At 73.2% G+C, this 17,852-nt stretch carries 19 protein-coding genes; 10 read left to right on the forward strand and 9 right to left on the reverse strand.

Translation table 11 applies throughout. The features are described 5' to 3' along the window. Nucleotides 1–30 precede the first annotated feature (30 nt). Both ACFYVJ_RS17850 and ACFYVJ_RS17855 read left to right on the forward strand, forming a co-directional pair. Nucleotides 31–900, forward strand: coding sequence for a sigma-70 family RNA polymerase sigma factor (locus ACFYVJ_RS17850; RefSeq protein ID WP_388892385.1), 870 nt, complete (start codon nucleotides 31–33; stop codon nucleotides 898–900). After that, nucleotides 827–985, forward strand: a complete 159-nt coding sequence (locus tag ACFYVJ_RS17855; protein ID WP_388892387.1) for a sigma factor-like helix-turn-helix DNA-binding protein — start codon at nucleotides 827–829, stop codon at nucleotides 983–985. Before ACFYVJ_RS17850 ends, ACFYVJ_RS17855 begins: the two co-directional genes overlap by 74 nt. A gap of 36 nt (nucleotides 986–1,021) precedes the next feature. Here the strand turns inward: ACFYVJ_RS17855 and ACFYVJ_RS17860 are convergent, their stop codons facing one another. Continuing rightward, entirely contained in the window at nucleotides 1,022–2,137 is a 1,116-nt protein-coding gene (locus ACFYVJ_RS17860; RefSeq protein ID WP_388892389.1) for a winged helix DNA-binding domain-containing protein, read from the reverse strand. Nucleotides 2,138–2,275: 138 nt separating this feature from the next. Beyond that, nucleotides 2,276–3,205: a DMT family transporter gene (locus ACFYVJ_RS17865; RefSeq protein WP_388892391.1), complete on the reverse strand. Its 930-nt coding sequence runs from the start codon at nucleotides 3,203–3,205 to the stop codon at nucleotides 2,276–2,278. Between the two features lie 161 nt (nucleotides 3,206–3,366). Between ACFYVJ_RS17865 and ACFYVJ_RS17870 the strand changes: the two genes are divergently transcribed. The 5 genes from ACFYVJ_RS17870 to ACFYVJ_RS17890 all read left to right on the forward strand — a co-directional run bounded on the left by ACFYVJ_RS17870 (nucleotide 3,367) and on the right by ACFYVJ_RS17890 (nucleotide 7,220). Then, nucleotides 3,367–4,260 carry a LysR family transcriptional regulator gene (locus tag ACFYVJ_RS17870; RefSeq protein ID WP_388892393.1) on the forward strand — a complete coding sequence of 298 codons (894 nt, stop codon included), beginning with the start codon at nucleotides 3,367–3,369 and terminating at the stop codon, nucleotides 4,258–4,260. A 91-nt stretch (nucleotides 4,261–4,351) separates the two neighbouring features. Next, nucleotides 4,352–4,588, forward strand: a complete 237-nt coding sequence (locus ACFYVJ_RS17875) for a hypothetical protein (protein WP_037740986.1) — start codon at nucleotides 4,352–4,354, stop codon at nucleotides 4,586–4,588. Between the two features lie 85 nt (nucleotides 4,589–4,673). Next, nucleotides 4,674–5,642, forward strand: coding sequence for a 1-aminocyclopropane-1-carboxylate deaminase/D-cysteine desulfhydrase (locus ACFYVJ_RS17880; RefSeq protein WP_388892396.1), 969 nt, complete (start codon nucleotides 4,674–4,676; stop codon nucleotides 5,640–5,642). A 304-nt stretch (nucleotides 5,643–5,946) separates the two neighbouring features. Next, entirely contained in the window at nucleotides 5,947–6,360 is a 414-nt protein-coding gene (locus ACFYVJ_RS17885) for an anti-sigma regulatory factor (RefSeq protein ID WP_027753975.1), read from the forward strand. A gap of 20 nt (nucleotides 6,361–6,380) precedes the next feature. Further along, nucleotides 6,381–7,220, forward strand: coding sequence for an RNA polymerase sigma factor SigF (locus tag ACFYVJ_RS17890; protein WP_234380170.1), 840 nt, complete (start codon nucleotides 6,381–6,383; stop codon nucleotides 7,218–7,220). Between the two features lie 171 nt (nucleotides 7,221–7,391). Here ACFYVJ_RS17890 and ACFYVJ_RS17895 read toward each other — a convergent pair whose 3' ends face one another. Next, nucleotides 7,392–8,084: a hypothetical protein gene (locus tag ACFYVJ_RS17895; RefSeq protein ID WP_388892399.1), complete on the reverse strand. Its 693-nt coding sequence runs from the start codon at nucleotides 8,082–8,084 to the stop codon at nucleotides 7,392–7,394. Nucleotides 8,085–8,164: 80 nt separating this feature from the next. On the opposite strand from ACFYVJ_RS17895, the gene ACFYVJ_RS17900 reads away from it, so the two are divergent. Further along, nucleotides 8,165–9,133: a diacylglycerol/lipid kinase family protein gene (locus ACFYVJ_RS17900; RefSeq protein WP_388892401.1), complete on the forward strand. Its 969-nt coding sequence runs from the start codon at nucleotides 8,165–8,167 to the stop codon at nucleotides 9,131–9,133. 316 nt (nucleotides 9,134–9,449) lie between these two features. Continuing rightward, nucleotides 9,450–9,707: a WhiB family transcriptional regulator gene (locus ACFYVJ_RS17905; protein WP_018835069.1), complete on the forward strand. Its 258-nt coding sequence runs from the start codon at nucleotides 9,450–9,452 to the stop codon at nucleotides 9,705–9,707. A gap of 253 nt (nucleotides 9,708–9,960) precedes the next feature. Here the strand turns inward: ACFYVJ_RS17905 and ACFYVJ_RS17910 are convergent, their stop codons facing one another. Together ACFYVJ_RS17910 and ACFYVJ_RS17915 are read right to left on the reverse strand one after the other, a co-directional pair. Continuing rightward, nucleotides 9,961–11,442: a histidine kinase N-terminal domain-containing protein gene (locus tag ACFYVJ_RS17910; RefSeq protein WP_388892403.1), complete on the reverse strand. Its 1,482-nt coding sequence runs from the start codon at nucleotides 11,440–11,442 to the stop codon at nucleotides 9,961–9,963. Nucleotides 11,443–11,766: 324 nt separating this feature from the next. After that, on the reverse strand, nucleotides 11,767–12,399 hold the full coding sequence (locus ACFYVJ_RS17915; protein ID WP_388892405.1) for a TetR/AcrR family transcriptional regulator: 633 nt from the start codon (nucleotides 12,397–12,399) through the stop codon (nucleotides 11,767–11,769). Nucleotides 12,400–12,479: 80 nt separating this feature from the next. Between ACFYVJ_RS17915 and ACFYVJ_RS17920 the strand changes: the two genes are divergently transcribed. Next, on the forward strand, nucleotides 12,480–13,232 hold the full coding sequence (locus tag ACFYVJ_RS17920; RefSeq protein WP_388892407.1) for an SDR family oxidoreductase: 753 nt from the start codon (nucleotides 12,480–12,482) through the stop codon (nucleotides 13,230–13,232). A 68-nt stretch (nucleotides 13,233–13,300) separates the two neighbouring features. On the opposite strand, the gene ACFYVJ_RS17925 is transcribed toward ACFYVJ_RS17920, so the two are convergent. Genes ACFYVJ_RS17925 through ACFYVJ_RS17940 form a run of 4 tightly spaced genes read right to left on the reverse strand, consistent with a single transcriptional unit; the run spans nucleotide 13,301 to nucleotide 17,844 of the window. Beyond that, nucleotides 13,301–14,350, reverse strand: coding sequence for an SIS domain-containing protein (locus ACFYVJ_RS17925; protein ID WP_388892409.1), 1,050 nt, complete (start codon nucleotides 14,348–14,350; stop codon nucleotides 13,301–13,303). Nucleotides 14,351–14,398: 48 nt separating this feature from the next. Further along, the gene (locus tag ACFYVJ_RS17930) at nucleotides 14,399–15,970 is read right to left on the reverse strand and encodes a glycoside hydrolase family 3 protein (RefSeq protein ID WP_388892411.1); all 1,572 of its coding nucleotides are present in this window, start codon (nucleotides 15,968–15,970) and stop codon (nucleotides 14,399–14,401) included. A 60-nt stretch (nucleotides 15,971–16,030) separates the two neighbouring features. Then, nucleotides 16,031–16,861: a carbohydrate ABC transporter permease gene (locus tag ACFYVJ_RS17935; protein WP_388892413.1), complete on the reverse strand. Its 831-nt coding sequence runs from the start codon at nucleotides 16,859–16,861 to the stop codon at nucleotides 16,031–16,033. Next, nucleotides 16,858–17,844, reverse strand: a complete 987-nt coding sequence (locus ACFYVJ_RS17940) for a carbohydrate ABC transporter permease (RefSeq protein ID WP_388892415.1) — start codon at nucleotides 17,842–17,844, stop codon at nucleotides 16,858–16,860. Before ACFYVJ_RS17940 ends, ACFYVJ_RS17935 begins: the two co-directional genes overlap by 4 nt. Nucleotides 17,845–17,852: the final 8 nt, after the last annotated feature.

The raw sequence follows: 17,852 nt of genomic DNA on the forward strand, positions 1-17,852 counted from the left end.
TCAGAAGGAACTGAGCGAAGGAGGGGCCGGATGGGCGTGACGCAGACCCGGCAGGGACGGGCCTCGGCCGACGCGGTGCGGGACTACCTGGACCGGATCGGCCGGATCCCGCTGCTGACCGCCGCGCAGGAGGTGGAGCTGGCCCGGCTGATCGGCGAAGGCGCGATCGCCGAGAGCCGGCTGGCCGCCGGGGCGGAGCCGGCCGCGATACGGGACGGCGCGGAGCGGGCCGGGCTCGCGGCGAGCGCCGCGGCGGGGCGCCGGGCCCGGGCCCGGATGACGGAGGCGAACCTCCGGCTGGTGGTGTCCGTCGCCCGCCGCCACACCGGCCGCGGCCTGTCCCTCCTGGATCTCGTACAGGAGGGCAACATCGGGCTGATGCGCGCGATCGAGAGGTTCGACCCGGCGCTGGGCTTCAAGTTCTCGACGTACGCGGTGTGGTGGATCCGCCAGGCGATCGGCCGGGCGCTCGCCGATCAGGGCAGGACGATCCGCATCCCGGCCCACATGGTGGAGAGGATCAACAAGCTGGGACGGACCCGCGCCCGGCTCCGCACGGAGCTGGGCCGGGAGCCGGAGCCCGCGGAGCTGGCGGCGGCGCTGGACGTCACGGCGGAACGGCTGGCCGCCATCGAGGAGTTCGCGCGCCGCGAGCCGGTGTCGCTGCACGCGCCGGCCGGCGCGGAGGGCGAGGGCGAGCTGGGCGACCTCATCGAGGACAGGGGACGCGCCGCCGCTGGACGACGCGATAGGCCGCGCGCTGCTGCGCCGGGCGGTGGCGCGGGCGCTGGGAGAGCTGACCGAGCGAGAGGCGGGAGTGATCGGCTTGCGGTACGGACTGACGGGGGCGAAGCCCAAGTCGCTGGCGGAGATCGGGGAGGTGTACGGGGTGACGCGTGAACGCATCCGCCAGGTGGAGGCGAAGGCCATGTCGAAACTGCGGCTGCCGAGCCGCGCGGGCGCGCTGCGGGACTTCCTCGGCTGAGCGGGCCGGGGCCGACCGGACGGCCCAGGCGGCGGGCTACGCCGGGGCCGCGAACCTGACCTCCGTCTTCTCCGCCTCCGGGGCGGCGAAGGCCAGCAGGTCCGCGGCCACGGCCGCCAGCCGGTCCTTGTCGGCACCGGACAGGGCCGTGAACGGCCGGAGTTCGACGGCGGCCGAGGTCCGCTTCAGCTCCGGCTGCCAGACGCCCGCGACACGGCCGTCGAGCAGCATGGTGCCGCGGACGATGCCGTTCGCCGTGAACACCCGGCGCTCGTCGGCCTTGTCGATGATCCGCGTGCGGTCCGCGTGCGCGAGGAGCACGTTGTCGAAGGGGCCGAGGAGCAGCGGCGGCACCGGGGCGGCGGGGTCGGGCAGTTCGGTGCCGGCGAGGTCGAACAGCTCCCGCCCCGTCGTGTCCCGGTACGTCACGAGCTGCGGGCGCAGCCGGTCGAAGACCGCCTTGAGCCGCGTCAGCGACAGCCACTTCTGCACGTCGGCGACCGACGCGGGCCCGTAGGCGGCGAGATAGCGCAGCACGGTCTCGTCCGCCGCGGTGCCGGTGGCGGAGGGGGCGCCGAGCCACTGGTCGGCGTGCGCGTACACGAGCCCGCCGCTGGCGCCCCAGACCCCGCGCGGCGGCACCTGCACCAGCGGCAGCAGCGAACGGGCCAGGTACGCCAGGTCGTTCGGCTCCGCGTCCGGCCAGCGGGCGGCGAGCCTGGCGCCCAGCTCGTCGTTGTGCAGCGGCCCGGCGGCCAGCGCCGTGCGGGCCGCGTCGGCCAGCTCGGCCGGGTCGAGCCCGGGGACCTTGCGGCCCGCGGTGGTGGCGAGCAGCGTCCTGTCGAGGTACGGCTGCACGACGGCCCGCAGCCGCAGCGCGTCGCGGGCGCTGACGAGGTGGATGGTGCCGCGCATCATGACCACCCGCACCGCCTGCCGGGCGGTCAGCAGCGCCGACAGGTCGTCGGTGGTGAAGCCCGCGAGCCGGCTCCAGAGCTGGTAGTACGGGGCGTCGCCGGACTGCGCCTGGAGCGCCACCAGATGCTCGACGGCGTCCAGCGGCGGCGCCTGGTGCCGCTCGACGAGCCACTGCCGGTGCAGCAGGGCGCGGCCCAGCGCGCGGGCGTCGAGGACGGTGCCGGGCGAGGTCATGCGCGTTCCCTTTCGTCGTGCAGGCGTACGAGCATGCCACCCGTGATCCGCCGCCGGCCCGGCCGCCCGCCGCACCGGCGGCGGGGACGGGGACGGCAGGAGCAGGCAGAGGGCGCCCGCCCGGCCGCCGGCCGCCCGCTAGCCGTCCTTCGCTCGCGCCGCGGGCCGCGGGGTCGTCCGCACCGCGCCGACGCTCGCCGCGATCACCATGCCGATCGCCGCGCACTGCACCGCGGTGAGCCCCTGGTCCAGCACCAGGTACCCGGCGAGCGCCGCGACCGCCGGCGCCAGGCTCATCATCAGCGCGAACGTCGCGGCGGGCAGCCGGCGCAGGGCGAACTGGTCCAGCGCGTACGGCAGCCCCGACGACATCACCGCCACCGCCAGGCCCAGCCCCAGCGTCGCCGGGTCCACCAGCCGGCTCCCGGCGCTCGCCACCCCGACGGGCAGGCTGATCACCGCGCCCACCGACATCGCGATCGCCAGCCCGTCCGCCCGCGGGAAGCGCGCCCCGGCCCGCGCGCTCATCACGATGTACGTCGCCCACAAGCAGCCGGCGCCGAGCGCGAACGCGACGCCCACCGGGTCCAGGCCGCCGAACCCGCCGCCGCTCAGCAGCACCACCCCGCCCAGCGCCAGCGCCGCCCACAGCAGGCTCGCCACCCGCCGGCCGGCGAGCACCGACAGCGTCAGCGGCCCGAGCACCTCCAGCGTGACCGCGGCGCCCAGCGGGATCCGGTCGATGGCCTGGTAGATGGCCATGTTCATGCCGCCCAGCGCGACGCCGAAGCCGCACAGCACCGCCCAGTCGCCCCGGGAGTGGCCCCGTACCCGGGGCCGGAAGATCAGCATCAGCAGGGCCGCGGCGAGCGTCAGCCGCAGTGTCACCACACCCAGCGCGCCCGCCCGCGGGAACAGCAGTGCGGCGACCGCGGCGCCGAACTGCGTGGACAGCGCCCCGGTCACCACCAGCGCGACGCCGCCCAGCCGCCCGCCGGCGAACCGCCCGCGGGCACGGCCGCCGGTCCGCCCGGCGCCTACCCCCGCGGCCGCCGTGCCGGCGGACACGGGGTCAGCGGCAGAGGCAGGGGCGGTGGCAGCGGCAGACGCGGAAGCGGCAGCAGGAGCGGAAGCGGCGGAACCGGGACTCTGGGAGGTCACGCCCCCACGCTACGAGCGCGCGCTCCCCACGTGAAATGCATGACCGGCTGCGATTATGCTGCCGGAGCATGACGGTGGAGCTGCGGCACCTGCGCGCCTTCCTCGCCATCGCCGAGGAGGGCAGCATCACCCGCGCCGCCGCCCGGCTCGGCACCGGCCAGCCCACCGTCTCCCGCACCCTGCGCCGCCTCGAGGACCACATGGGCGTGCTCCTCGTCGACCGCTCCACCCACCACCTGGAGCTGACCCGCGAGGGCCGCGCGTTCCTCGACCGCGCCCGCGCCGCCGTCGCCGCGGCGGACGCCGCACTGGACCCGGCGGGACTCGTCGTACGCCCCCTGCGCCTCGGCCACTCCTGGGCCGCCCTCGGCGACGAGACCACCGCCCTGCTGCGCCGCTGGGACGAGGAGCACCCCGACGTGCCGCTGGAGCTGCTGCGCATCGACGACCGCTGCGCGGGCCTGGCCCGCGGCCGCGTCGACGTCGCCCTGCTGCGCGCGCCCGCCGCCGGCTGCCGGGCCCGTACCGAACTGCTGCGCACCGAGGCCCGCGTCGCCGCCGTGCCCGCGGACAGCCCGCTTGCCGCCTCCGGCCGCGCCCCGCTCACCCTCGCCGGCCTGGCCCACCTGCCGCTGGCGGTCAACACCGTCTCCGGCATCACCACCCCGGCGCTGTGGCCGAAGGGGCACCGCCCGCGCCGTACCGTCGAGGTCGCCAACACCGACGACTGGCTCGCCGCCATCGCCGCGGGACGCGCCGTCGGCGTCACCACGACGGCCACCGCGCAGGCGCACCGCCATCACTCGGTTGCCTACGTCCCGCTGACCGGTGCGCCCGCCGTCCCGGTGGTGCTGGCCTGGCAGGACCCGCCGGGCCACCCCGCGGTTCCCGCGCTGCTGACGCTTGCGCACCAGGTCGCCGGGGAAGCCGCCCAGGAACCGACGGACCCCGGCAACCGTTGATCCATTAAGAAACGCGCGGGATACTTGGGCCCATAGCGGTAACAGCGGAAGAATTCACCCCAAACGTCAGGCAATACGTCAGGAGACTCTCATGGCAGGCTTTCTCGACCGCGCGAAGGAGAAGGCGGAGACCGCGCTGAACCAGGGCAAGGAGAAGGTCGGGGAGGTGCAGGCGCAGCGCGAGGGCCAGGCCCTCCTGCGCCGGCTCGGTGCGGCCTACTTCAACGAGCAGCGGGGCAGCGGCTCGCCGCAGGAGGTGCAGGACGCCCTCCAGGCCGTGCACGCCCACATCGCCCAGCACGGCGACGGTTTCCTCACCCGCGGCTGAGCCGGTACGGGCCCCGCGGGCCGCGCCCGCGGCGCTCCGGCCGAGGGCCCGGCACCGGCCCCGACCGGCCACCGAACAGCGTCCCGTGTACGCGCCAGAGCCCACCGGGCCCGCAGCCCCGCGGCCCGACGACCAGCCGCCCGCCGGCCCACCCTCCGGCGGGCGGCTCGCCGCGCTCACTCCCCGGCTCCCCTCCCCCCTGGAGGAGATCGCCGACGACCGCCTCGCCGCCCGCGGCGTCCGGCTGCTCCTCAAGCGGGACGACCTGATCCACCCGGCGCTGCCGGGCAACAAGTGGCGCAAGCTGGTGCCGAACCTGGCGGCGCACGCGGCCGGCTCCCCCGGCGCGGACGACCGTCCGCTGCTGACGTTCGGCGGCGCGTACTCCAACCACCTGCGGGCCACCGCCGCCGCGGGACGGCTGCTCGGCATCCGCACCATCGGCGTGGTCCGCGGCGCCGAGCTGGCCGACCGCCCGCTCAACGGCTGCCTCGCCCAGGCCGCGGCGGACGGCATGCGGCTGCACTTCGTGCCGCGCGCGGCGTACCGGCGGCGCACGGACCCCGCCTTCCACGCCGAACTGCGCGCGGACTTCGGCGACTTCCAGCTCATCCCGGAGGGCGGCAGCAATGCCGCGGCGGTACGCGGCTGCGCCGCCCTCGGCCGCGAACTCGCGGGCGAAGCGCAGACCGCCGTCGTCGCCTGCGGCACGGGCGGCACGCTCGCCGGTCTGGCCGCCGGACTGCCCGCGGGCGCACGCGCGATCGGCATACCCGTCCTCAAGGGCGGCTTCCTCGGCGCCGACGTCGAGCGGCTGCAGACCGCGGCGTTCGGCGGCCGGCGCGGCGACTGGCGCCTCGCGGACGGCTTCCACTTCGGCGGCTTCGCCCGCCGCACCCCCGAACTCGACGCCTTCGCGGCCGACTTCGCCGACCGCCACGGCCTCGCCCCCGAACCGGTGTACGTCGCCAAGATGCTCTACGCCGTCGTCGCCCTCGCCGCCGACGGGGCGTTCCCGCGCGGCTCGGCGGTCGCGGCGGTCGTCACCGGCTGACGCGGGTGTCGCCCGGACGAGGGAAGCCGGTCGGCGGTTGTCGGCGGGCCCTGCCATAATGGCAACCCGGAGTGACCGCACGGGAATTGGGACGAGAAAAGCCCTAGCCACGGAGCGTAATCAGGGTTTACTATTAGTGACAGCCGCGGGATGGGGTGGCCTTCTCCGGACCAGGAGACAGCAGCTCATCGCACGCGGTAGCGTCGCAGGCGAACGATGTGCCACGCCGGTCCGTTACTCTCAGTGACGGGGGGCAGGCCGGCGTTCCCATGGCAGAGAGTCGCCACGCACCTTGGAGGTGAGGGTGTCCCAGTTCGAAGGCGAGCCCAGTCCGAAGGACTTCGTCGAAGTCCGGCTGCCGGCTGCGGGGGCGTACCTATCGGTGCTCCGCACCGCCACGGCAGGGCTCGCTGCCCGCCTGGACTTCACGCTCGACGAGATCGAGGATCTGCGCATCGCGGTCGACGAGGCCTGCGCGATCCTCCTCCAGCAAGCCGTTCCCGGCTCCGTACTCACCTGCGTCTTCCAGCTCGGGGACGACGCGCTGCTGGTGACGGTGTCGGCACCGACCACCGACGGCCGGGCGCCCGAGCGCGACACCTTCGCGTGGACCGTGCTGTCCGCGCTCGCCGGCAGGGTGGACGCGACCGTGGGGGACGACCGCACGGTCACGATCAGCCTGCTCAAGGAGCGCGGCGCGGCGCCGGGGCTGACGTGACGTACGTCAGGGGCGTTCCGATGCGAGACGAGGGCCGGCTGGCCGCGGCGGAGCGAGAGCGGGCGGACCACATGGACGGACTGCAGCAGCACGACAGGCGTGAACCGCAGGACCGCAGCGGCGCGCGGGCGATGTTCTACGAGCTGCGCAAGCTGCCCGCGGACTCCTCCGAGCACGCCGAGCTGCGGAACGCCCTCGTGCAGATGCACCTGCCGCTCGTGGAGCACCTCGCCCGGCGCTTCCGCAACCGCGGCGAGCCGCTGGACGACCTCACGCAGGTCGCCACCATCGGCCTGATCAAGTCCGTGGACCGCTTCGACCCCGACCGCGGCGTGGAGTTCTCGACGTATGCGACCCCCACGGTCGTCGGCGAGATCAAGCGCCACTTCCGCGACAAGGGCTGGGCGGTGCGGGTGCCGCGGCGGCTGCAGGAGCTGCGGCTGTCGCTGACCTCCGCCACCGCCGAGCTCTCCCAGTTGCACGGCCGGGCCCCGACGGTGCACGAGCTGGCGCAGAAGCTCAACATCTCCGAGGAAGAGGTCCTGGAGGGCCTGGAGTCGGCGAACGCGTACTCCACCCTCTCCCTCGACGTCCCCGACACCGACGACGAGTCGCCGGCCGTCGCCGACACCCTCGGCGCGGAGGACGACGCCCTCGAGGGCGTCGAGTACCGCGAGTCCCTCAAGCCGCTGCTGGAGGAGCTGCCGCCGCGGGAGAAGAAGATCCTGCTGCTCCGCTTCTTCGGGAACATGACCCAGTCCCAGATCGCCCAGGAGGTCGGCATCTCGCAGATGCACGTCTCCCGGCTACTGGCGCGCACGCTGGCGCAGTTGCGCGAGCGGCTGCTCGTCGAGGAGTGAGCGGCGGGGCGCGTGCGCCCCGCCGTGACCCGCGAGGCGCCGGGCGCCGCTCTCCGGCGCCCTGAGCACCCCGGAGCATGCACAGGGCGGCCAAGGGGTCTTCGTGCCGTACGGGCCGCATGGCGGGGCCGTACGGGGGCGTACGCCCCTCCCCCGGCCCGTGCCGCGGTGCTACGCCGTCCGGCTCGGGCCCACGCCCAGCGCCTCCGCCGTGCTCGGGCTGAGGACGCACACGAGCGTCCCCACCGCGACCGCGCCCAGCGCGAGCCCCAGTCCCAGCATCGCGCCGCCCGTGGACACCATCGCGAAGGCCACCGGCAGCGCCAGGATCTGCGTGATCATCGAGGGCCCCCGGCTCCAGCGGCGCTGCCGCCACAGCCCGTGCGCGGCGGCCAGCGGCAGCACGGCGAGCGCCAGCACGGTGAGCCCGCCGAAGACGGCCTGGCGGGTGCTGTCCGGTTCGCCGACGATCCCGAGCACCAGCTCGTAGCCCCCGAGGGCGGCGATGACGATCCCCTCGACCGCGGTCAGGACGGCGGCGACGGTCACCCGCGGCGGCCGCGGCCCCTTCTCCTCGGCAGCCTTCCCGGCCGCCGCGTCCTCCGCGGCCTCTCCGGCCGCCGCGGCCTTGCCCGTCTGACCCTTCTTGCCTGCCTGGTCCAGCTTGCCCGGCTTGCCCGCCTCGACGGCGGGAGTGGCCTTGCCGGTCCCGCTCTTCTTCGCGGCCTTTCCGGCCCCGGCGTTCTTCGCGGGCGCGGGCTTGTGCTCTGCGCCGGCGGCCTTCTCCCGCCCTGCCCCGCCCGTCTTCTCCCGCTCGGGCCCGGCCGTCCGCTTCCGCCCGCCCCGGCCCTGCGTTCCGCTCATGCTCTCCAGCCTACTGGGGCCCCGGTGCCCGCTACGCCGGGGCTGGGCCCCTCTACTTTTCGGTAGGTAACCTGCATGCCATGCGTGCGCTCCTCGTGGTGAATCCCGCCGCCACCGACACCAGTGCCCGGACCCGCGACGTGCTGATCCACGCACTCGCCAGCGACCTGAAGCTGGAGACGGTCACCACCGAGTACCGGGGCCACGCCCGCGACGTCGCCCGGCAGGCGGCGGACAGCGGCGAAGTCGACATCGTCGTCGCCCTCGGCGGCGACGGCACCGTGAACGAGGTCGTCAACGGCCTGCTGCACCGCGGCCCCGCACCCGAGGACCTGCCCCGGCTCGCTGTCGTCCCCGGTGGTTCCACGAACGTCTTCGCCCGCGCCCTCGGCCTGCCCAACGACGCCGTGGAGGCCACCGGCGCGCTGCTCGACGCCATGCACTCCGGCAGCGAGCGCACCGTCGGCCTCGGGCTCGCCTCCGGCACCCCGGACACCGACGACGAGGGCGCGCCGGCGCGCTGGTTCACGTTCTGCGCGGGCATGGGGTTCGACGCGGGCGTCGTCGGCCGCGTCGAGCAGAAGCGCGAGCGCGGCAAGAAGTCCACACACCCGCTCTACGTACGGCAGTTGCTGCGCCAGTGGCTCGGCGAGGGCGACCGCAGGCGCGGCGCGATCACGCTGCGGCGCCCGGCCGAGGACCCCGTCGAGGGCCTGGTGCTCTCGCTCGTCTGCAACACCTCGCCGTGGAGCTACCTGGGCAACCGCCCCCTCTACGCGACCCCCGGCGCGTCCTTCGACACCGCCCTCGACGTGCTCGGACTCGCCCGGCTCTCCACCCCGTCGCTGCTGCGCTACGGCACCCAGTTGCTCACCTCGTCGCCGGAGCGCGGGCCGCACGGCAAGCACGCGGTGTCCCTGCACGATCTCACCGACTTCACCTTGGAATCACAGGCCCCACTGCCCTTCCAGATGGACGGTGACCACCTAGGGCTGCGTACGAGCGTGACCTTCACAGGCGTACGGCGCGCACTGCGTGTGATTGTGTGAGTGGAAGGCCCGAAAGTCCTTCCAGTCGAACGTTTAGGCTGCGCCTCACCCCCTGGAAGTGGGGCCCTTTGCCAACTGAGACCAAGGAATCCAAAGAAACTTCCCGGAAGGGGTTGTATCCGAAGCTGAGGTTTGCGAACCTCTTCATGGCGGCTGGAGCGCCTCCCCTCAGGGGACCTGCCTCCGGCGCACTCGCCCCCTCCACATGTTGAAGGTCACACCGGAAATCTGGTTCGGCCCCTTCACTTGTCGGAGGATTCGTGAAAGCGTTCACATTCACAAGCAACTGACAGCAACGCGAAGAGATGGAGCAGTCATGGACTGGCGTCACAGCGCCGTTTGCCGCGAGGAAGACCCCGAGCTCTTCTTCCCGATCGGCAACACCGGTCCTGCTCTGCTGCAGATCGAGGAAGCCAAGGCCGTCTGCCGTCGCTGCCCCGTGATGGAGCAGTGCCTGCAGTGGGCGCTGGAGTCCGGTCAGGACTCCGGTGTCTGGGGTGGCCTCAGCGAGGACGAGCGCCGCGCGATGAAGCGCCGCGCCGCGCGCAACCGGGCGCGCAGGGCCAGCGCCTGACCCGACACCCCCCGGATGCGCGAAGGCGCCGTGGGTCACACGGCGCCGCTCTCCCCGAGCCGCAGCGCAGCAGCCGCAAAGCCGCACCACGAGTCACCGCAGAGCCCCGGAGCCAGATGGCCCGGGGCTTTTTGCTGCCCCGATGCCGTCGCGTGACCTATGCGTGTCGCAGCCGTGCTGCCGTGCCGCCGTAAGGAGATACGTTTCCGTCAACACGCGCCGTCCACTTCCGTATCCGCAACGCCCCGGCGCGTCAGCGCTTTTCGGGTTGCACTGGAATGTCGAACACCACCCGCGTGCCCCCCTCCGGCGCCCGCGCCATCGAAAACGTGCCCGCCAACTCCCCCTCGACCAGCGTGCGTACGATCTGCAGCCCGAGGCTCCCGGACGTCGCCGGGTCGAAACCCTCCGGCAGCCCCCGCCCGTCGTCCTGCACGGTGACCAGCAGCCGGCTGTCCTGCCGCCCGCTGGAGCGCAGCGCGGTGACCTCCACGCTCCCCGACTCCCCCGGCCCGAAGCCGTGTTCCAGGGCGTTCTGCAGCACCTCGGTCAGCACCATGGACAGCGGCGTGGCGACCTCCGCCTTGAGCACGCCGAAGCGGCCGGTGCGGCGTCCCGTCACCCGGCCGGGGTTGATCTCCGCCACCATCGCCACCACCCGGTCGGCGATCTCGTCGAACTCCACGGTCTCGTCCAGGTTCTGCGACAGCGTCTCGTGCACGATGGCGATCGAGCCGACCCGCCGCACCGCCTCGTCCAGCGCCGCCCGCGCCCGCCCGTCGGGGTCCTCGGCGGCCAGCCGGCGCGACTGCAGCCGCAGCAGGGCGGCGACGGTCTGCAGGTTGTTCTTCACCCGGTGGTGGATCTCGCGGATCGTGGCGTCCTTGGTCATCAACTCGCGTTCGCGCCGCCGGATCTCGGTGACGTCGCGCAGCAGCACCAGCGACCCGATGCGCGTCCCGCGGGGCTTCAGCGGGATCGCGCGCAACTGGATGACGCCGCCGTTGCCCTCCACCTCCGCCTCCCGCGGCGCCCATCCGCTGGCGAGCTTGACCAGGGCCTCGTCCACCGGCTCCTTGCTGACGGCCAGCTCCGAGGTGGCCTGGCCGAGGTGCCGGCCGACGAGGTCGGCGGCCTGGCCGAGGCGGTGGTAGGCGGAGAGCGCGTTGGGCGAGGCGTACTGCACGATGCCCTCCGCGTCGAGCCGGATGAGCCCGTCGCCGACCCGCGGCGAGGTCTCCGTGTCGCCCTGCTGCCCGGGGTAGGGGAACGCGCCTGCGGCGATCATCTGCGCGAGGTCGGAGGCGCTCTGCAGATACGTGAGCTCCAGCCGGCTGGGGGTGCGCACGGTCAGCAGGTTGGTGTTGCGGGCGATGACGCCCAGGACGCGGCTCTCCCGGCGCACGGGGATGGATTCGATCCGTACGGGCACCTCCTCGCGCCACTCCGGGTCGCCCTCGCGCACGATCCGGCCCTCGTCGAGGGCCGCGTCGAGCATGGGGCGCCGGCCGCGCGGGACGGTGTGGCCGACCATGTCGTCCTGGTACGAGGTGGGACCGGTGTTCGGGCGCATCTGGGCCACGGAGACGTAGCGGGCGCCGTCGACGGTCGGGACCCAGAGCACGAGGTCGGCGAAGGACAGGTCGGCGAGCAACTGCCACTCCGATACGAGGAGGTGCAGCCACTCCAGGTCGGTCTCGCTCAGCGCCGTGTGCCGGCGGACGAGCTCGTTCATGGACGGCACACCTGGAGCCTACCGGCGGGGCCGCGAAGCACCCGATGCCCGCCTCGGCGTAGCCGCCTGCGCGCGGTGCGGGCCGCGGGCCCGCACGCACTTCGGGCCGCGGTGCCTGGACCGGGACCCTCAACCCGTCCGGCACCGCGGCCCGGAGCCAAGCACCGGTGCGCGCGCCGCGAAGTGTGCGGCCCCGCGGCGTCGCAACCGGTGAGGAGGCCGGGACGCAGTCAGGGCAGAGAACGTCTCGGGCCTCGTTCCGCCCCGTCGTGCGGAAGGGGCGGAAGCCTGACAAGCATTGTGGACTAGACCACTCCCGGCTGTCTACGCCCCGGACGCCCCGACTTGGCCGCCCTCCGCCGACACCGCGAAGCCCGCCGCGGCGACGTCCGCCACCCGCTGCAGCAGCTCGCGGTCGGCACCATCCCTGGCCTGCGAGGACATGCCCTGGAGGACCGCCCCGGCGTAGCTCGCGAGCTTCTCCGCGTCGGTCCCGGGCGGCAGCACGCCCGCGGTCACGTCGGCCTCGACGCGCGCGGTCATGGTGGCGAGGTTCAGCGCCCGCAACTCGCGCATCTTCTCCACCACCTCCGGGGTGGTGGCGCTCACGCCGACGCTGAGCACCATGCAGCCGCGGGGGTGGTCCGGCGCGGTGTAGCCGACGGCGGCCTCGCGCAGGATGCGGGTGAAGGCGGCGACGGCTGTGGGCTCCTCGGCCAGCGCGCGGTCGATGAACGTGCCGTTGTCGGTCGTCGCGTACGCCGCGACGGCGGCGTCGAAGAGCGCCTTCTTGTCGCCGAAGGCGGCGTACAGGCTGGGCGCGCCGATGCCGAGGACGCGGGTGAGGTCCGCGACGGAGGTGGCCTCGTAGCCGTACTGCCAGAAGGCGTAGAGGGCCTTCTCCAGCGCTTCGTCGCGGTCGAAGGAGCGGGGGCGCCCGCGCTGCTTGGTGGCCATGGAAACAATTCTATAGCGCCCGCTAGACAATGTGATACGGTCCTTTCTGTAGCGACCTTTACAGAAAGGGGGGCGCGGCCATGGGCGCGCTCACTGGCAAGACGGCGCTGGTCACGGGCGGAAGCCGCGGCATCGGCAGGGCGATCGCGGAGCGGCTGGGCCGGGACGGCGCACGGGTCGCCGTGCACTACGGCAGCAACGAGGCGGCGGCGAAGGAGACCGTCGCCGCGATCGAGGCGGCCGGCGGCGAGGCGTTCGCGATCAGGGCCGAGCTGGGCGTGCCGGGCGACGCGGCGGCGCTGTGGGCGGAGTTCGACCGGCACGCGGACGGGCTCGACATCCTCGTCAACAACGCGGGGGTGGCGCTCCAGGCGCTCATCGAGGACACCGACGAGGCCGACTTCGACCGGCTGTTCGCGGTGAACACCAAGGCGCCGTTCTTCGTCACCAAGCTGGGGCTGTCCCGGCTGCGGGACGGCGGGCGCATCGTCAACGTCTCCACGGTGGCCACGCACGCGGCGCTGATGCCGACGCTGCTGGCGTACACGATGACGAAGAGCGCGATCGACGCCTTCACCAAGTTCCTGTCGAAGTCCGTGGGCGAGCGGGGCATCACCGTCAACGCGGTCGCGCCCGGCGCCCTGGACACGGACATGAACGCGGCCTGGCTGCGCGACAACGACGACGCCCAGACCGGCATGGCGGCGATGTCACCGCTCGGCCGGATGACGGACGTCGGCGAGGTCGCGGACACGGTGGCCTATCTGGTCTCCGGCGATGCCAAGGTGCTCACGGGCACGTACCTCGACGTCTCCGGCGGCGTACTGCTGTAGCACGCACGAAGGCGACGGCCCCGGCTCCGCGAGGGAGCCGGGTCCTTCGCCCGTACGCGATCGGGTGCTCAGCGGGTCTCCGTGACCTTCGCCAGCGAGCGCGGGGCGTCCGGGTCCTGGCCGCGGGCGATGGTGACCTCGTACGCGAGCAGTTGCAGCGGCAGGATCTCCAGGATCGGCTGCAGCTCCTCCGCCACCCCCGCCGTGGGCAGCGCGAAGCCCCCCGCGGCGGCGTCGACCTGCGCCTGCGGGCCGATGACCACGAGGTCGGCGCCGCGGTCCCGCAGCCGGTCGAGGACCGGCTGCAGCGCCTCGCCGCCGCGGCCGTCGGTGACGATGGCGATGACCGGCGAGACGTTGTCGACCATGGCCAGCGGGCCGTGCAGCAGGTCCGCGCCGGAGTAGGAGAGCGCCGGGATGTACGACGTCTCCATCAGCTTCAGCGCGGCCTCCTTGGCCGTCGGATAGCCGTAGCCGCGCGAGGTGAGGACCATCCGCTCGGCGAAGCGGTAGCGCTGCGCCAGGGCCTTCACCTCTTCCTGCCGGGCGAGGATCTGCTCGGCCAGCTCCGGCAGCACCGCGGCCGCTTCGCCCTGCCCGCCGCGCATGCCCTCGACGAAGAGGTAGAGCGCCAGCAGCGAGGCGGTGTACGTCTTGGTCGCAGGCAGCGCCTTCTCCGGGCCCGCCTGGACGTCGATGTGGTACTCGCTGACGCCGGCCAGCGGCGAGTCCGGGTTGTTGGTCACGGCCAGGGTGATCGCGCCGGCCTCGCGGGCGGCCCGGGTGGACGCGACGAGGTCGGGCGAGCCGCCGGACTGGCTGACGGTGATCACCAGCACGTCGGTGAGGTCCGGCTTGGCCTCGTACGCCGTGGTGGTGGACATCGAGGTCAGCCCGCACGGCAGCCCGAGCTGGACCTCCAGCAGGTACTTGGCGTACAGCGCGGCGTTGTCCGACGTGCCCCGCGCGGTCAGCAGGACGAAGCGCGGCGAGCGGGCCGCGATCGCCTCGGCGACCTTGCGGATCTCCGGGGCGCCATGCGCCAGGACGCGGCGCAGGGCCTCGGGCTGTTCGGCCATCTCGCCGGCCATGATCCGGCCCGGCTGGGCGGCAGTCATGCGGGGTGCCTCCGTAGTGCGGTGTCAGGTGGTACGGGCGGGTGGCGGTCAGGCCCCGGCGCCCTTGCCGGTGATGACCTCCGCGGCGGCGCGCCCGCAGACGCGGGCGGCACCGTGTGTCGCGATGTGCGGCGCCCCGCGCGGCGGCGCCTGCGGCACACCCATCTCCACCACGACGGTGTCGGGACGGGCGGCGAGCAGGGCGTCGAGCGCGTCCGCCATCCAGGGGTGGCGGTGGACGTCGCGCACCACTGCGACGATCCTACGATCACCCGCCGCCGCGAGCACATTTGCGGTCAGCGCCGACAAACCCTCCCGGCTCGCCGCCCTGCCGCCCCCGCCGCCGTCGGCGCCCAGCGCCGAGCCGTCGAAGACCGCGGACTCGGTGCCGGGCAGCGCGCGCTCCAGCTCCGCGCCGACGCCCCACGGGGTCTCCTGCCCCACCGCGATGCTGGCCACCGGCGTGAACCCGGCGACGTACACCGGCCCGGCCGGCGGCTCGTAGCCCGCCGCCCCCGTGACCCGCAGCGCCCGGCGGGCCGCGGCCTGGCCGATGCCGGGGTCCGGCGCGATCCCCTCCACCGCGCCGGACGCCGCGGACGCCGACCAGGCCGCCAGCGCCCGTACCCGGGCAGCGGCATCGGCGAGCCGCTCCTCGGGCAGGTCACCGCTGCGCACCGCGGCCACCAGGGCGTCGCGGGTGCGCAGCACGATCTCCTCGTCGCCGCGGGCGCCGATGCACATCGCGTCGGCACCGGCCGCGACGGCCCGTACCGCACCGCCCTCGATGCCGTACGCCGCGGCGATGGCCTGCATCTCCAGGGCGTCCGTGATGATCAGGCCGGTGAAGCCGAGCCCGCCGTCTTCGACGGGGGCGCGCAGCAGGCCGGTGAGCACCGCGGGGCTGACGGTGGCGGGCACGTCGGTGCGCAGCGCGGGCAGCAGGATGTGCGCGCTCATCACGGCCTTGGTGCCGGCCGCGACCGCGGCCCGGAACGGCACCAGCTCGCGCTCGCGCAGCACGTCGACGGGGACGTCGATGCGCGGCATGGCGTGGTGCGAGTCGACGTTGGTGTCGCCGTGGCCGGGGAAATGCTTGGCGCAGGCGCTGACGCCCGCGTCCTGGAGGCCCTCGATGTACGCGGCCGTGTGCCGGGCGACGAGCGCCGGGTCCGCGCCGAAGGAGCGCGCGCCGATGACCGGGTTGTCGGGGTTGGAGTTGACGTCGGCGGACGGCGCCCAGTCGAGGTTGACGCCGACCTCGGCGAGCCGGCGGCCCAGCTCGCGGGCGACGGCCCGGGTCAGCCCGGGGTCGTCGACCGCGCCGAGGGCGAGGTTGCCGGGGAACGAGGAGCCGGTGCGCACCTCGAGGCGGGTGACGTCGCCGCCCTCCTCGTCCATCGCCACCAGCACGTCGGGCCTGGCGGCGCGCAGCCGCGCGGTGAGCCGGGCGACCTGCTCGGGGTTCTCGATGTTGCGGCCGAAGAGCCCGACGCCGGTCAGGCCCTCGTCGAGGCGGCGCAGTACCCAGTCCGGGGGCGTGGTGCCCAGGAAGCTCGGCTGCAGTACGGCGAGGGCGTCCCGGGTCAGGGTGTCGGTGCTCCCTGCGAGTGTCGTCATGGCCGTCGTGCTGTCCCTTCCCGCGGCGGGTGGTTCCGCCGCAGCTTACGAGGTGGTACGTCAGCCCTTCACGGCACCGGCCGTGAGGCCGGAGGTGACCTTCCGCTGCAGGTACAGGAAGAGCAGCAGGATGGGCAGGGCGAACAGCGACGCGGCGGCCATGGTGGCACCCCAGTCGTCGCCGAACTGGGTCTGGAACTGGGACAGCCACAGCGGCAGGGTCTGCGCCTCGGCCTCCTTGTTGAGGACGAGCACCATCGGGAACTCGTTCCAGGCGGTGATGAAGCCGAAGAGCGAGGTGGCCATGAGGCCGGGCGCCAGCAGCGGGAAGATCACCTTGCGGAACGCCTGGACCCGGGTGGCGCCGTCGACCATGGCCGCCTCTTCGAGGTCCTTGGGCACCGCGGCCACGTAGGTGCGCAGCGTCAGGATGGTCAGCGGCAGCACCATCACGGTGTAGAAGAGCGTGAGCGGCACCAGGCTGTTCAGCATGTCCGCGTCGCGTACCAGCATGTACACCGAGATGACCATGACCTCCCAGGGCGCCATCTGCGCGAACATGAAGACCAGGATGATGCCGGTACGGCCCCGGAAGCGCATCCGCGCCAGGGCGAAGGACGCGATCAGGGCGATGAGCAGCGAGAAGCCGACCGCCAGCAGGGTCACCGTGAGCGAGTTCTTCCAGAAGTTCCAGAAGTTGTCGGCGTCGAAGGCCGTGCGGTAGTGCTCGAAGGTCGGGTCCATCGGGAACCAGACCGGGTCCTCGCTGATGATGTCGCCGGTCGGCTTGAACGACGTGGCGAACATCCAGTACACGGGGAAGAGGAAGATGACGAACAGCACCATGGCCGTCGCGTTGGGCCAGAAGCGGCCGATGAACGAGCGCCTCACGAGTCTTCCCTCTCCTGCTTCATGACCATGCGGATGTAGTACGACGTCAGCCCCATCAGGACCAGGATCGTGAGCACGGAGATCGCCGCGCCCATGCCGTAGTGCTGGTTGCCGACGCCCTCGACGAAGGCGTAGACGGGGAGCGTCTCGGTGAGCCGGTCGGGGCCGCCGCCGTTGATCGCGTAGACGTGCGGGAACGCCTTGAAGATCCAGATGATCTCCAGGAACGTGGTGGCGAGCAGGAACGGCTTGATGAAGGGGAAGGTCACCGAGGTGAACGTGCGCCAGGCGCCGGCGCCGTCGAGCCCCGCGGCCTCGTACAGCTCCTTGGCGATCGTGGTCGTGGCGGCGTAGAGGTTGATCGCCACGAACGGGATCGACGTCCAGACGAGCATCACCGTGATCACGAAGAAGGTGGAGAACTGGCTGCTGGTCCAGGAGTAGTCGGCCATGGAGTGCCAGCCGAGCTTGTCCAGGATCCAGTTGACGACGCCGTAGCGCTCGGCGAACAGCCACTGGTAGACGGTGGTGGCGGCGATGATGGGCATGGCCCAGGCGAGCACGAGCGCCATCAGCAGGGTCAGCCGCATCTTGCGGCCGAGCCGGGCGAGCAGCAGCCCGACGAGGGTGCCGAGCACCATGATGAGCGTGACGTTGACGGCGGTGAAGAGCACCGTCCGGAGCGTGACGCGCCAGAAGTCCTCGCCGCCGAGGACGTCGGTGTAGTTGTCGAAGCCGTTCCACTCGGTGAGGTGCTGGATCAGCTCCTTCATGCCCAGCTTCTGGAACGACAGGATGCCGTTCTTCACCAGCGGATAGCCGAGCAGCACGGCGGTGATCGCCAGCGCGGGCAGCAGCAGCAGGTACGGGAGGGCGCCGGCGGAGCCCTGGGCCTTGCGGTGGCGTCCGGGCGGTGGGGGCGGTGTCGTACGGGCGCGGCCTTTGGCCTTCTCGGCTGCCGGCCTCGGTATCTGCACAGTCATGATGCGGC

The organism is Streptomyces sp. NPDC004134, assembly GCF_042874195.1.
Lineage (GTDB): Bacteria > Actinomycetota > Actinomycetes > Streptomycetales > Streptomycetaceae > Streptomyces.

Bases quoted from the DNA above. Each gene is read 5' to 3' on its own strand.
- ACFYVJ_RS17850 (WP_388892385.1), top strand. From the start codon at position 31: ATGGGCGTGACGCAGACCCGGCAGGGACGGGCCTCGGCCGACGCGGTG.
- ACFYVJ_RS17910 (WP_388892403.1), bottom strand. From the start codon at position 11,442: ATGAACGAGCTCGTCCGCCGGCACACGGCGCTGAGCGAGACCGACCTG.
- ACFYVJ_RS17900 (WP_388892401.1), top strand. From the start codon at position 8,165: ATGCGTGCGCTCCTCGTGGTGAATCCCGCCGCCACCGACACCAGTGCC.
- ACFYVJ_RS17875 (WP_037740986.1), top strand. From the start codon at position 4,352: ATGGCAGGCTTTCTCGACCGCGCGAAGGAGAAGGCGGAGACCGCGCTG.
- ACFYVJ_RS17920 (WP_388892407.1), top strand. From the start codon at position 12,480: ATGGGCGCGCTCACTGGCAAGACGGCGCTGGTCACGGGCGGAAGCCGC.
- ACFYVJ_RS17915 (WP_388892405.1), bottom strand. From the start codon at position 12,399: ATGGCCACCAAGCAGCGCGGGCGCCCCCGCTCCTTCGACCGCGACGAA.
- ACFYVJ_RS17870 (WP_388892393.1), top strand. From the start codon at position 3,367: ATGACGGTGGAGCTGCGGCACCTGCGCGCCTTCCTCGCCATCGCCGAG.
- ACFYVJ_RS17905 (WP_018835069.1), top strand. From the start codon at position 9,450: ATGGACTGGCGTCACAGCGCCGTTTGCCGCGAGGAAGACCCCGAGCTC.
- ACFYVJ_RS17890 (WP_234380170.1), top strand. From the start codon at position 6,381: ATGCGAGACGAGGGCCGGCTGGCCGCGGCGGAGCGAGAGCGGGCGGAC.
- ACFYVJ_RS17860 (WP_388892389.1), bottom strand. From the start codon at position 2,137: ATGACCTCGCCCGGCACCGTCCTCGACGCCCGCGCGCTGGGCCGCGCC.
- ACFYVJ_RS17930 (WP_388892411.1), bottom strand. From the start codon at position 15,970: ATGACGACACTCGCAGGGAGCACCGACACCCTGACCCGGGACGCCCTC.
- ACFYVJ_RS17940 (WP_388892415.1), bottom strand. From the start codon at position 17,844: ATGACTGTGCAGATACCGAGGCCGGCAGCCGAGAAGGCCAAAGGCCGC.
- ACFYVJ_RS17895 (WP_388892399.1), bottom strand. From the start codon at position 8,084: ATGAGCGGAACGCAGGGCCGGGGCGGGCGGAAGCGGACGGCCGGGCCC.
- ACFYVJ_RS17925 (WP_388892409.1), bottom strand. From the start codon at position 14,350: ATGACTGCCGCCCAGCCGGGCCGGATCATGGCCGGCGAGATGGCCGAA.